The following is a 12,928-nucleotide window of genomic DNA, read 5'->3' as shown; positions in this document are numbered from 1 at the left end:
TTATTCAGGAAGGTCTGTTGTCACATACTCAGGAAGATCTGTTGTCACATACTCAGGAAGATCTGCTATCACATATTGAGGAAGACCTGTCGTTGCATATTGCCCAGGCAGGATCTTCCTCAGAGCCGTTCTTTATAAAACAATCTTTTTTGAACGAGCCTTTTTAGAGCAGCCTTTCATAACCTTAACGACTACTCACATTGACCTGCTTCATAGATTCCAGAAGAGGACTCCTTCACCCAACTGGTCGTGCCTGAAAAGGCACCAATATAATCATTCCCGCCAAGGGTATAGTATCCAAATGCATAGTAGGCCCGTCCTGCCATCTGGTGGATAAGATTTGTGGCATTCCAGTCCTGACAGTCATTTCCACCACCAGATCCGGCACAAGCCGCAGGCTGCTGGGAGTACCAGGATCCTGGCACCCCTTCGTATAAAACGACGTTGCTCCAGGTATCAAACGAAGCACCGATATCCACTTCATCGCCATTAGCATAGGCTCTCAGATTCTAAGTACCTCCAGCATATGCACGACCAGCGGCAATGTGGGCATAGGGAGACCCCACCACCTCCTCACAGGTTTCTTCCGGGGCATCGGGATCAAATACTTCCACAATACGTGTCTTATTGGATGTATTGGAATCCGTATCGGTCGCCGAATAAGTACATTGATAGCTCCCGACAATATTGGAATCGACCGAGCTGCAATCAGCTGTGACAACGAGATTCCCATCTTCTGCATCAGTGGCCGTAGCACCAGGATCAACAAAACTGCTGCCAAGGGCAACCTTCAACGGATTCTCCCCTGCCAGAACAATCACAGGAAAACCTTCAGGTTCACCACCATCGCGACTATGACGATTAAAAAAAATCCCAAATAATATCCGGATAGCTGGGGCCGACCTTAACCGACCATTTGCCGTTATTACCCTCACCTCCACTGACCCAATAATGCCCATGGTCGGTATCCGAAGTATTGGGCGTCGCCAGCGGACCGTTCAGGATGACCGTTTCAACAACTGAGCGGGACGCAGTTGTTCCGTCCTGGGTATAGCGTTTATGCACACAACCATAGTCATCCTGATAATAGGGTGAGCACTTCGTGGAAGCCGCCTCTGCCTCGGCAGGCGTATCAAAATCCGGCATCCCGAAAACCTTTAGATGGGCATCACGAGCATTTTCAGCGGCAGTTATCAAAACAGTGCAGTCATTCTGATTGTTCAGCAACATCAGCGGAATGACATAGTTATCATTCAATTCGCCTTGCATATCCGAGACAACCCGACTGACACTGTGAAATGTTGCACTACCGGGACATTGTCCCGAAAGAGATACCGAAGCAGCATCTTCCCCATAAGGCAAACCCGCAGCCGAAGCGGCAGCCGCCCAATATTCATTGTGAGCCACTGCCGCTACCGCTGTCATGGCAGCTCCAGAGGAAAGCCCGGCAATGAACCGCCGGTTGGAATCAACGGTGAAGTTCGATTCAACCTGTAGCGCAATCTGATGCAGATCCTCGACTTCTCCACCACCCTCATGGCGATGATGCTCGAACCAAAAGCCCCAGCAGTTTTGATTACGTAACCCGTCATAAGAGGTTATGAAGGGAGTCACCAGAATAAAACCATATCGATCAGCCGCCTCTTTCATTCCCCAATCGCTCATGACATCGTCATCAGTTTGTTTACAGCCATGAAGCGTCATGACCATCGCTGCCGGGCCGCTTAGCCCATCAGGGATATACACCTGATAGTTCCTGGCACGCGAATCAGCATAACTTTGTTGTGGCAACGTATAAGAATAGGTTTGGGCAGCCTGGGCAATGCTGGATGTTGACAGCAGGGCCACTACCGCCATTAGCAGGCCCATATATTTCCTTATGACAGAGAGTGAATAGCGCTTGGTCATAGCCGACAGATTCATTGATTTGCTCCTTATTGGATTTATTTTTGCAAACGCAATGCTCGCCTTAGAAAACACCATGCCAACCTGGAATAAATCCAGCCAAATGGCCGTTTCCCGCAACCCGATGGCAGAATTGTACGGCCGATAATAATGGCCATATTCCGATAGTTCAGACACTTCAATCCGTAGAGAGGAAGAGAGGTTTAAATCTGTATGGATTGCCTGACAGAGCTGTCAGGCAGATAGGACACTCACATCAAATCCAGCAATCAGAACGCTGCCAATACCTTTAATATCCAATCATAGGTTGAGGCCGGATGCTCCTGCATAAAACAGTGTCCACCCGGATGCGCCTCCGCCTTAAAATGGCGGTTTACACGGCAGGCTTTTTTCGCCGAGCCAATAACAAAAGAATAAGTGTCAGTCCCATACAGCACATGGGTCGGCACCTTGATTCGACGAATCGAAGCCCAGAGTTTTCTCGGCAGCATATTGAAGTTTTCGGCTTCCCTAAGAGGAGGACACTTCAACCGCAATGTACCCATCTGGTCTTCCGCCAAAGCGTATTGCACATAGGCCTTGATTGCATCAGGCTGCCACCCCTTGAACATCCCTCTGTCGGTAAAATATTCCACAGCTTCCTGCTCATTGGTCCATTCATTGCGGCGGACAGCAGTTTTGGCAGCAAGTGGATTACTCAATTTCAGGCGAAGCACTTCAGACATTCGAAATGAAAATAGAATGGTTGAAGAGAACAGGATGGGATCCAGCAGCACCAGACTGGAAAACACTTCGGGATGCCGACCAGCCCACAATAAGGTGTTGACTCCCCCCATGCTATGGCCCGCACCAATCAGAGGAGCTTTCTGGTATTCGGAATCAAAAGAAGCCCACACCTCATTCGCCAGCTCCGCATTCCTGTTCCACCCCCAGTTCACCGAACCGCTATCACTGTCGCCATGTCCAAGCACATCGTGCAAAAACAGGTCGTACTTTTCAATCAAGCGAGATAACAGAGGCCAGTATGTCAGACCGCTAAAGCCGTTTCCGTGCATGAAGTGTATCACCGGCTTTCCGGTAGGTGCGGAGCGCCATCCCCGCAGCGTTACTTCAGAGTCCACCGGAAACTCCCAGGGCACCATCAGGTCCTGGGCATGCCCGAATATTTCATCATTTAAATTCAGAGAACTCACAGGTGTTTTCTACTTTCTGATTTTCTATTTTCAGGTTTTCTGGTTTTCTGGTTTTCTGGTGTCTAGGTAGTACCGTGGACATTATATGGCATCAGATTCAACCGAGCTTACCGGAATACTCTTCAGCCCCTGATCCCGCCACCAGTGGATAAACTTAAGCGTTTTGAATGCATCAAACCAACAATGAAAATGACGGGAAAAGGCATCTTCATTGGCAGACTGCCTGATGAGACCTTCTACCCTGCCGGTTAGACCCTGCTCATGACACCACTGCTTGGGCAATTCGGGATCCAGGCCATGGAAAACGATAACGGCCTGCATGTCCTTGCACAAAGATTCCGTCGCCATTTCCGGGCTTAACTGGTGATGCCAAAACACTTTCACCTGAGCCAATAACAATGCAAGCAATCGATATATATCAGGGTGATATTGCACAATCGCAGTATCCACGATGCCATTTGTAATGTCGTTCGTAATGTCATTTACATTCTGACGGGATGCATTGACTTCCAGCGCCGAACTCAGCGCAGGCCCGGTTCCAAATGGAACCCGCCGACTGATTCTCCCGCTCAATTCAATGGCCGCGCCGTCCAGCGAAATCACTGGCGCGATCTTGGACAACTTATTCAGAAAATAGAAGTCCTCTCCTGCCGGTCGGGCTGGCATGCCTCGCACTTTCAAATAAGCTTCGGCTCTGCAGGCGATGGTGCTGCCGATACTATGATACGCATAGGGGGAACCGGCTGTTTTAAGCCCGGTAACGTGCCTGTCCAGTTTTAACTGATAGCGCCGCATGGCTTCCTGCTGCCGCGCATCCCCCTCTTCCCGGTGAAAATGGGCATATACCGCTGCAGAGCACTTCATTCCCATCCCGGTGGTCTGCTGGAAATAGTCCCGGGGAAGCCGCGCATCAGCATCGGTATAATGAATCCAGCCGGATTTGATATTTCCAGAGTGAGACAGCACCAAAGCACAGTCTCCTCCCACTTTACGAGCCAGCCCAACCCCTTGTCTGGGCGAGATTTGATTCCCTTCACCAAAGCGGTCAACCAATAACGCGTCACCAAATGCAAACCTTCTCAAAACCATATTTGAGAAAGAGGCAATCTCATGAGATTGCTGCAGACATTCATTCCAGCAATGACGCGTTTGCTCCAGGTGGTCGACATCGGCGTCTTCCGGTGCATTGATCACCCATATCTGTAATAGCCGAATATGATCGACTTCCTTCGTCAGCGCTTCCGTCACCCTCATTAAATCAGCAAAACACTCAGCATAGGCCGGGACAATCAGGACAGCATCATACTGTTCTTTCAAAATACCAGCGCTGTCATGCCACAAGCTGACCGCCTCTTGCTCAGCGTAGCGCTCTATGTACTGACGTATCACTCAACAAAACCTGACTGCAGCGTCCCGTGGGGAGGTGCTTTCAAAACGCTCAGCAACCGCCAGTAGGCATACAGTGCGGTTGATAGTGCACTGATGATAGGCACCGTAATCCATAACCCCCAATGGGGGCTGAATGGCATTTCAAAAAGCCGATGCTGCAGAAAACCCGCAACCAGTTCAGCGACAATCAATCCAAGAATGCCGGCCATTCCCCCAATCAGGGCAAACTCTCCCCAAACAGCACCGACCACCACCTTGCGATGAGCACCAAGTGCACGATAAAGAGCGGTTTCAGCTCTGCGAACGGGAACCTCTCTGGCCAGCAGAGATGCCACCACCAACAGTGCCGCAGCAAAGATCAGAATCAACAGTGCTTCAATGGCGAGAGTTACCTGCCGAATAATTTCCCGGACTTTCACCACAAACTGATCCAGCTCCAGAACTGATACTGTCGGGAACTGGCGATTAATGTCATTAACCAGATCGCTTTGCTGCTTCGGAATATAGGCGCTGGTAATGTATGTCGCTGCCAATCCGTCAAGGGCACCAGGGTGGAAGGCCATATAAAAGTTAGGCTTCAGACTATCCCATTGAACACTTCGAATGCTTTGTACTTGCGCCGTCAAAGGCTGGCTGCCGATCGTAAATGCCAATTTATCGCCCACAACCAACCCCAGTCTCTCCGCCAGCCGACTTTCCACCGAAACGCCGGGTAATGCAGCAGAACCAGACTCTCCGGCATCCTCTTCATTCCACCACCGGCCTTCCAGTATTCGATTATCTGCCGGCAGATTGTCCATCCAGGTTAGATTCAATTCCCGGTTCAATGCCCCAATTTCTTCTTCCTTGCTAACCGCCTTTTTAACCGGCACATCATTAATTTCTGTCAGCCTGCCCCTTACCATTGGATACAAAGGCGCAGACTCCACTCCACCTGATTTAAGCAGACTCCCAATCGCTTCAACTTCATAAGGGGCAATATTAACCAGAAAGTGATTAGGGGCGTCCTCAGGAATCTGGGCCTGCCAGTTATCGATCAGCTCAGTTCTGATGAGAAACAGGGTCAACAACAGTGACCAGGCACTTCCCAAAGCCAGAATATGAGGTACCGTCGCCCAGGGCCGACGCTTCAACTGCTCCGCTCCGGAACGCAAAGCCCCCGGAACCAGTGTAGCCCCAGGAGGACTCACCTTTAACCAAAGGCGCATCAGTCCGGACGCCAGAACGATCATACCGGCCAAACCGGCCAGCACCGAAATGACAATGACCGGCTCTCCGCTATAGATCCACAGCAACACACCAAACCCAAGAGCCGCGAACCCAAGGCGGCGAGGCGAGAATCCCAGCAGCCTTTGCATTTCCTGGTTAGCAGCCCCCCGACGCAGAATGATCATGGGGGGTTCTTTTGCCAACCCCAAAAATATCGGCCAGGCAAATGCCAGCAAAACGATCGCCAGGGTCACCACCGGAAGCCAGATCCAGGTCACCGGGAGGTTGCCGGATAGTGGAGGCAATAAATCACGCATCGCCCAGGCCGCCCACCGTTCCGCCAGCCAACCGGCAAACAGACCGGCAATGATCGCAGTGGCAGCAGAAATACCAAGAAATACTGCAAACCTGCGCAGCATTTGCCCGGTTTTGAATCCAAGAGTTTTTAACAGGGCCACCGTATCTTTTTGTTGCTGGGCATAAAACTGAGCCGTAATAGTCAATGCTACCGCCGCCAACAACACTCCCAGCACGCCTCCAAGCAACAGGTAGCGCTCCGCCCTTTGCACAGCATTGGAAACGGCAGGCCTCCCCTCCCTGGCCGCGACAATTCGCTGCGAGGCGGTCATTTCCGGCTCAATCGCCTGATTAAAGTCCGTTAAACGAGCCGCATCGCCAGCCAGCAACAAACGATAGCGCAATCGACTGCCGGGCTGTACAACGCCAGTTGCCGCCACATCGGCATAATGCATCATCACTCGCGGAGCCACATTCATCAGCGAGAAATTCGGATCGGGCTCCTTGTACAAAAGCGCCCCAATCTTTAGCTGTGCGCGACCAATCGATACCATGTCGCCGATCTTCAGCCCCAGTAATTTGAACAGCCGGGGAGCAATCCACACCTCACCCTGAGATGGCCCTACCCGCTTAACCTGTATTTCGTCGTCAGCCAATGCCGCAATGTCGGTACGGCTGCGTACAATGTTCACCTCCCCTTTGAGCGGATAACCCTCGTCAACTGCTTTGATTGACACCAGTTGCATTTGTCCGCCAGCGTTTAGCATGGAGGGAAATTCCAGTGTCATTGCGGTCTGCAATTGCTTCTCGTGAGCCACCTCCAGCCAGGAAGCCGGCATGGTTTTGGAGCTTTCCACCACCTGATCGCCCCCCAGAAACCGTGCTGCGCCGGCGTCAAAAACGGCTCCCAGGCGACTGGTAAAAGCCGTGATGGAAGCGACTGTCACCACAGCAATAAACAGCGCAATCCAGAGCAGGCGAAATGATGGCTGCCGCCATTCGCGTGTCCACAGTTGCCAGGATTGAATAAACGATTTCATCAGCTTGCGCCCGCTTGTCCGTGATCCGGTGCCGGTTGTCTATGATCGAGCGCCAGTTGTCCGTGATTGAGCAACAGCGCCCGGTCACAGCGAGCAGCCAAGTCCGTATCGTGGGTCACCAGTACAAGAGTTGCGCCCTCTTCACGATTCAATTTGAAAAGCAGCTCCATCACCATCTGGCCGGTCTCTTCATCCAGGTTGCCGGTTGGCTCATCAGCAAATAGCAAGGCTGGATGCGTGACAAAAGCCCTTGCCACCGCAACCCGCTGCTGCTCACCGCCCGACAGTTGCCTTGGGTAATGATGATGACGCTCCTCCAGACCAACCTTCTTTAGCCAGTCGAATGCTCGTTCCCGACTGTTATCGGTCCCGCTCAAATCAAGGGGTAACATGACATTTTCCAGTGCGGTCATCGTCGGTACCAACTGAAAGGATTGGAACACGAACCCCACATGACGGGCGCGCAATGCTGCCCGGCCATCTTCATTCAGAGCAGCGAGATCTTCTCCCATCATGGTAACGGAACCACCGGAAGCAACATCCAACCCGGCCAGAATACTTAGCAGCGTGGTTTTACCCGAGCCCGAGCGCCCGACAATGGCAAGTGACTCACCCGCCTTGATTTGCAGATCAATACCTTTCAGTATTTCGAGCCTGTCGATTCCATTGGGAACGTATTTGGTCAGTTGATGGGTCGATAGTACAGTGTTGTTGGCGGCAATGTCGTTCACAGCAGTTTCCTGTCAGCACGCAAACCATATTGAATGGAATGAAAATCAGATGATTGCTCAGTATATGGCACCCAAACATACCATGATCAAGGGGACCGGGAACCGGGTTTTTATCCGGCAGAAATTAAAAAGTCTTCATGTTTTATGGGGACTCATAATGCTGATTGCCACAACCGCCTTCGCAGAGGAAGCCCCGACCAAAGTCTTGATCGTGGGAGACAGCCTCAGCGCCAGTTACGGTATTCCTACTGAGCAAAGCTGGGCAGTATTGCTTGAGCAGTCCTATGACTCCTCGCCAATTTCTACCGTTTCTCAACCCTCTGACTCATCTCAAAGCTCTGGCTCACCTCAAAGCTCTACCCCTTCTCAACCCTCAAAGCCGAATACCGTCATTATCAATGCCAGCATTTCCGGCGAAACCACCGGAGGAGCCCGGCAACGGCTGCCGCAACTGCTGAAAACTCATCTGCCGGATATCACCATCATTGAACTTGGAGGCAACGACGGCTTGAGAGGGTTTCCACTACAGGTCATCAAAACCAATCTGGAGAACATGATCAGCCAGGTTCTTGAGCACAACAGCAAGCCGGTACTCATCGGCATGCGCATTCCTCCCAACTATGGTCCGCAGTATACCGAAGGCTTCTTCGGGATATTCCAGGAACTGGCCGAGCAATACGAGCTCCCTCTCATCCCCTTCTTTCTGGATGGCATCGCTCTGGACTCATCACTGATGCAAAGCGACGGCATTCATCCCAATGCAACCGCCCAACCTTTACTGCTCGACAAGGTGCGTCAAGTACTCGATCCGGTCCTGGCGGAGGTGCATTGATATTTGCGCATCTGAATATTCAACTATACTGGTTTATAAAACAGTGAATTAAATTAGATATTTACGGGGTCGGAAGAGGTGCCTGATGAAGCCTCAAAAGGCCTTGTGCATACCTATAAGAAACGTCTTTTTGCACACAGGCATAGAGTTAATTTACTCACAACATCTAGACCTTTCGGCGTCTGCAAAACTACTGATTGTGGAACCCTCAATAGCGTCTAGACTAAAAATTAAGCAACCACTCTGTTGTCGAGAGTCTTATGCCTATGACCAGTACGTTGAAATTTTGGTCCAGGGATTTGGTTTCCATTACCCGCCTGATAGGAATATGGGCACTTCTGACGGCATCACAGTCTTATGCCGCGATCGTCAATAACAATCATCTGTTTCAGCTTAGTGAAACCATGAACCAGAAAGTGGTGGCACTGACCAAAGCCAAAGGTAAATCGGTCAGCGATATTGATCCCCCCATTTTTCTGGATAAGCTGCCGATACACCTCTATGCCAAGTCTCTGGATGTCTACGACCAGATAAAGCGACTGAACCCAAACAGTAATCTTGAAGACAAGGAACTGCCATTCAAGACGCTGCGCCCGAAAGATGTTCTGGATCTGTTAACTGAAGCTTCCGACGCCCTGGATAAAGAACTTACCAACAATAATATCGACCCCGCCACCTTCGAAGTGGAACGCCCGCTGGGCAAAACGGCCGCTGATGCGTACCAGAACCTGTGGTTGCTGACCAATCGATTGGCGTTCCTGGTGCCTCCTCCGGATCTCGCCGACACCCTTCAGCAGGTTCGCAGAATTGAAAAGGAAATTCGTCTGATCGCAGAAAATAAAGGTCTAAAGATTCCCTCTGCCAGTTCTGTCCAGGTGCAGGACAAAACTGTCAGAGACGTATTGCTGGTCATGTACCAGGACATGCATCTTCTGGGGCGCCTGCAGCGGATTCTGGGGACCGAGGCGATCATCCCCGGCTCACCCCGCACCGGCGAACTTCAGGTCACGGATATTTACGACACGGCACGCACCACACTGGCAGATTTACACCGAATGAAAACGGCCTTGTCGATTACCTCAGCCGCCCCTGCAGCTGAAAAACCGGGGGCAGCTTCGTTGAACGACCTGTATTCCCAAGCCAGGGTCATTCACGATCTTTTGCTGAACCTTTCCAGTACGGCCAGTTAGCTATGTCAATAACTATGCTAATTACTATATCAATAACTACGCTAATTACTATATCAATAACTACGCCAAGCCATGAACTCTAACCAGCGACTTCACCGGGCCTCAATATGCGGTTAAACAATATCTCCCTGATTTTCAAGCTCAGTCTGGTACCTGCAATAATTCTGGTGTTGGTTCTTGTCCACAGTTTTATCGTGACATGGACTCTGCAGGACATAAACTCCAAAGCCGAGCATTTTGCCAAAGTGATTGAGCCCAGCGCACGGCTCTCCAGCTCTCTGACCACGAATGTTCTGTCCCGGGCTAACCTTATCGAGCGCTACCTCAAACAACCGACCCCGGCTCTGTTGCAGGAATATACGGATCTCAGCAAACAGGCCAAAACACTATTTTCAGATGAGAACTTTGTCGCCCTGGACAAGCATCAATCCATTGCTGATGCCAGTAACAAGCTCGATTCACTTTTCGTCAACACTCTTACTCCTAACGATCATGATCTTCGGGAACGCATACAGAAGATCCAGGATCAGATCATTCCCCAGACACTTGAATACAGCGATAACATTCGTGCCACATTGAATCCATCTGTGGATCAGGTCCTGATTCAGTGGACCATACAGATCAGCAATCACATTCAGGCAGCCATTATTAACCTGAATGCCTTTGTCCGCTCTCAGTCCCCCACGTCGATAGATGCCTACCTGATGGAGCTGTATGGTGCGCAAAATGCTGTCATTGATTTACAAGACAGACTGCGCAAAGAAGAACATGTACGCTGGATCAAGCAAATTGACACCAATCTCTCAGAACTGGCAACAGACTCCAAGAGAGTGTTCGAGTTAGTCAGGCAACAACAGGACACCCTGCAGCAGCAAATCACCCCGCTGACCCAGCAGGTGCTGGCAGATGTGGCCAACGAGCAGGAAATGATATGGGGCGATTTGAGTGAGGCCAGCAGCACGATCAAAAACTCGCTGACCAACGAAATTGCCACCATCATGATTTTCTCAATCGCCATTATCGTTATTGCCGTTGTACTGACCCTGATTGTGTCGCGCTTCATTACCAGCCCTATCAAGGCCGTGGTACACACCATGGAAGACATCGCCCAGGGCGGTGGTGACCTGACCAAACGTCTGAATTATGTGGGAACAGATGAACTGGGACGCCTCTCCGATGCGTTCAACCGGTTCGTAGAATTGATTCGGAACATTTGCACCGGCATCAATGCCACAACCTCTGATCTCGGGGAATCCTCCCATCAGCTGCAAAATGCCGCCTCTCAGGGAGAAGCCAGCCTCAAGCGCCAGCAGGCAGAGTTCCAGACGGTGGTGACCGCGACGGAAATCATTTCACACAGTTTCCGCGACATTGCTGAACAGACCGCAAGGCTGCGGGAAATAGCCAACTCTATTGCCAGCGAGTCCAGCGAAGGCCAGAGCCTGCTACACAACAACACCACCATGCTTAACCGTCTGGCAGACCAGATGCAGATGTCAGCCTCGACGATGGAAAGACTTGCCAGCAGCAGTGCCAAAATCTCTGAGGTTCTCCAGGTAATCAACAGTATTGCGGAACAAACCAACCTACTGGCATTGAACGCCGCCATCGAAGCAGCACGCGCCGGTGACCATGGCAGAGGTTTCGCTGTCGTTGCCGATGAAGTCAGGCAGCTCGCTATGCGGACCCGGGATTCCACCGACGAAATCAGGGTGATCATGGAGGAATTGCAGAAGGATGCCCAGCAGGCCGCCAGCATGATGACTCAGAGCAATGAAATGACCCAGGACAGCCTGAACCAGATTCAGCAACTGGGAACGTCGGTGACCAATACCAATGATCAGATAGGTAACGCGACCTCATTGATTGAACAGGTTGCCCAGACAACTGAAGAACAGGCCAAGCACGCAGAAGGCATCGCCAACAGCATGCATACGCTTGAAGAGCTGCTCGAAGAGAGCTGGAAACAAGTCAACACCACATCGGAGAACAGCTCCAACATCAATCAGCTGGCGGGTCAGCTGGAGACCAATGTATCCAGGTTTAAAACCTGAAACAGTCGTCTATTTCACCACGACAACATCACATTGAATATGCTCCAGCACGCGCTCAGCTGTGCTGCCGATAAAGAGCCGGTCGAATCCATCCCGGCTCACCGCTCCCATCACCAGGATATCGATTCCCTCCCGGTTCACACAGTCCGGTAGGAACCGGTCTGGGGCTCCTTCTTCAAAATACACCTGTGTGGTAGGTTCTACATACTCTTCCAACAGACGATCCAAAGCCTGCTGGTGTTCGGCCTGAACCTGGTCCCGGTAGCTTTCATAGTCGGACACCACCGTATCAAATTCCAGCAACATCCCGGTAGGAATAGGCTCGTAGGCATGACCTACTGAGAGAGTTGAAGGAAGATTGGAGGAGATCTGATGTGCCAACGTCAGGATTTTTGGATTCAGTTTCTCCACGCCTTCGCTGAACGACAGAGGGTCCACCGCTGCCATCAACTCAAGATGACTACCCCATTCATGCTCTTCCCTGACAAACCATAGGGGAACATCCGCTTCCCGAATCAAGTGCCAATCAGTATTGGTAAACAGAGCACGATTCAGTAACGAGTGATGGTGAGTGGCTTTGACGATAAGATCTGCATCAATCTCGCCAGCCCGCTCCAGGATAGCCGAATACAAGGGCCGCTCCCAACACACATGGACGGATGCCTGCACGCCGCCGGAAGCAAATTGGGCGGCAACCTCTTCAAGAACACGCCGACGTTTGGACAAATATGCCTCTCTGGCCTGCTGAAGAGCATGGGTATCAAATGGATAGCTGGATTCCAGCGCCGTTCTGAATTCCGCCTCGAATAGTTCAACCCGGGCGTCAAAAGCTTTGGCGATATTCATACAACGACCAACAATCGCCTGTTCGGTTTTTGTGGGATCCATCACCACCAGAATGGTATTTATGTCCATGTCGAGCCCTCCGCAGCCTTGGGAAGCATCCCGTAATGGTCAAAAAGAGACTATTTTTCAACCACTTAACCTCAGCACATGAGATTTCGAAGCGCCATTTGGCCAAAAAATAATATCTCATTATTAAATTAAGCATAGAAAAGGTTGACGGGATTAGTCCAAATCATTATTAT

The 12,928-nt window shown here is 51.0% G+C and carries 11 protein-coding genes; 3 read left to right on the top strand and 8 right to left on the bottom strand.

The window, feature by feature from the left end:
* Positions 1 to 191 precede the first annotated feature (191 nt).
* The 7 genes from BTA51_RS30520 to BTA51_RS17075 form a co-directional block, all read right to left on the bottom strand.
* Positions 192 to 479, bottom strand: a complete 288-nt coding sequence (locus tag BTA51_RS30520) for a hypothetical protein (RefSeq protein WP_210404859.1) — start codon at positions 477 to 479, stop codon at positions 192 to 194.
* 30 nt (positions 480 to 509) lie between these two features.
* Positions 510 to 821, bottom strand: a complete 312-nt coding sequence (locus tag BTA51_RS30515) for an immunoglobulin-like domain-containing protein (protein WP_210404858.1) — start codon at positions 819 to 821, stop codon at positions 510 to 512.
* Between the two features lie 40 nt (positions 822 to 861).
* Positions 862 to 1,923, bottom strand: coding sequence for a PHB depolymerase family esterase (locus BTA51_RS30510; protein WP_210404857.1), 1,062 nt, complete (start codon positions 1,921 to 1,923; stop codon positions 862 to 864).
* A 251-nt stretch (positions 1,924 to 2,174) separates the two neighbouring features.
* The gene (locus BTA51_RS17090; RefSeq protein WP_094709409.1) at positions 2,175 to 3,098 is read right to left on the bottom strand and encodes an alpha/beta fold hydrolase; all 924 of its coding nucleotides are present in this window, start codon (positions 3,096 to 3,098) and stop codon (positions 2,175 to 2,177) included.
* Between the two features lie 81 nt (positions 3,099 to 3,179).
* Positions 3,180 to 4,487: a hypothetical protein gene (locus BTA51_RS17085; protein WP_094709407.1), complete on the bottom strand. Its 1,308-nt coding sequence runs from the start codon at positions 4,485 to 4,487 to the stop codon at positions 3,180 to 3,182.
* Positions 4,484 to 7,033, bottom strand: coding sequence for an ABC transporter permease (locus BTA51_RS17080; RefSeq protein ID WP_094709405.1), 2,550 nt, complete (start codon positions 7,031 to 7,033; stop codon positions 4,484 to 4,486). Before BTA51_RS17080 ends, BTA51_RS17085 begins: the two co-directional genes overlap by 4 nt.
* Positions 7,033 to 7,764 carry an ABC transporter ATP-binding protein gene (locus tag BTA51_RS17075; RefSeq protein ID WP_094709403.1) on the bottom strand — a complete coding sequence of 244 codons (732 nt, stop codon included), beginning with the start codon at positions 7,762 to 7,764 and terminating at the stop codon, positions 7,033 to 7,035. The genes BTA51_RS17080 and BTA51_RS17075 overlap by 1 nt, the downstream gene beginning before the upstream one ends.
* Positions 7,765 to 7,921: 157 nt before the next feature.
* On the opposite strand from BTA51_RS17075, the gene BTA51_RS17070 reads away from it, so the two are divergent.
* The 3 genes from BTA51_RS17070 (at position 7,922) to BTA51_RS30210 (ending at position 11,840) form a co-directional block, all read left to right on the top strand.
* Positions 7,922 to 8,596 carry an arylesterase gene (locus BTA51_RS17070; RefSeq protein ID WP_246841072.1) on the top strand — a complete coding sequence of 225 codons (675 nt, stop codon included), beginning with the start codon at positions 7,922 to 7,924 and terminating at the stop codon, positions 8,594 to 8,596.
* A gap of 266 nt (positions 8,597 to 8,862) precedes the next feature.
* Positions 8,863 to 9,786, top strand: coding sequence for a hypothetical protein (locus BTA51_RS17065; protein WP_094709399.1), 924 nt, complete (start codon positions 8,863 to 8,865; stop codon positions 9,784 to 9,786).
* Between the two features lie 107 nt (positions 9,787 to 9,893).
* Positions 9,894 to 11,840, top strand: a complete 1,947-nt coding sequence (locus BTA51_RS30210) for a methyl-accepting chemotaxis protein (RefSeq protein ID WP_094709397.1) — start codon at positions 9,894 to 9,896, stop codon at positions 11,838 to 11,840.
* Positions 11,841 to 11,849: 9 nt separating this feature from the next.
* Here BTA51_RS30210 and BTA51_RS17055 read toward each other — a convergent pair whose 3' ends face one another.
* The gene (locus BTA51_RS17055) at positions 11,850 to 12,755 is read right to left on the bottom strand and encodes a universal stress protein (protein WP_094709395.1); all 906 of its coding nucleotides are present in this window, start codon (positions 12,753 to 12,755) and stop codon (positions 11,850 to 11,852) included.
* Between the last annotated feature and the right edge of the window lie 173 nt (positions 12,756 to 12,928).

It is taken from the genome of Hahella sp. CCB-MM4 (assembly GCF_002260525.1).
Classification (GTDB): domain Bacteria; phylum Pseudomonadota; class Gammaproteobacteria; order Pseudomonadales; family Oleiphilaceae; genus Hahella.
Note: the sequence above shows the minus strand (reverse complement) of the source record. Positions and strands in the feature narration are given on the sequence as shown.

What these genes read in the sequence shown, in the direction of transcription:
- BTA51_RS30510 (WP_210404857.1), bottom strand. Translation starts at nt 1,923, where the DNA reads ATGAATCTGTCGGCTATGACCAAGCGCTATTCACTCTCTGTCATAAGG.
- BTA51_RS17080 (WP_094709405.1), bottom strand. Translation starts at nt 7,033, where the DNA reads ATGAAATCGTTTATTCAATCCTGGCAACTGTGGACACGCGAATGGCGG.
- BTA51_RS17070 (WP_246841072.1), top strand. Translation starts at nt 7,922, where the DNA reads ATGCTGATTGCCACAACCGCCTTCGCAGAGGAAGCCCCGACCAAAGTC.
- BTA51_RS17065 (WP_094709399.1), top strand. Translation starts at nt 8,863, where the DNA reads ATGACCAGTACGTTGAAATTTTGGTCCAGGGATTTGGTTTCCATTACC.
- BTA51_RS30210 (WP_094709397.1), top strand. Translation starts at nt 9,894, where the DNA reads ATGCGGTTAAACAATATCTCCCTGATTTTCAAGCTCAGTCTGGTACCT.
- BTA51_RS17055 (WP_094709395.1), bottom strand. Translation starts at nt 12,755, where the DNA reads ATGGACATAAATACCATTCTGGTGGTGATGGATCCCACAAAAACCGAA.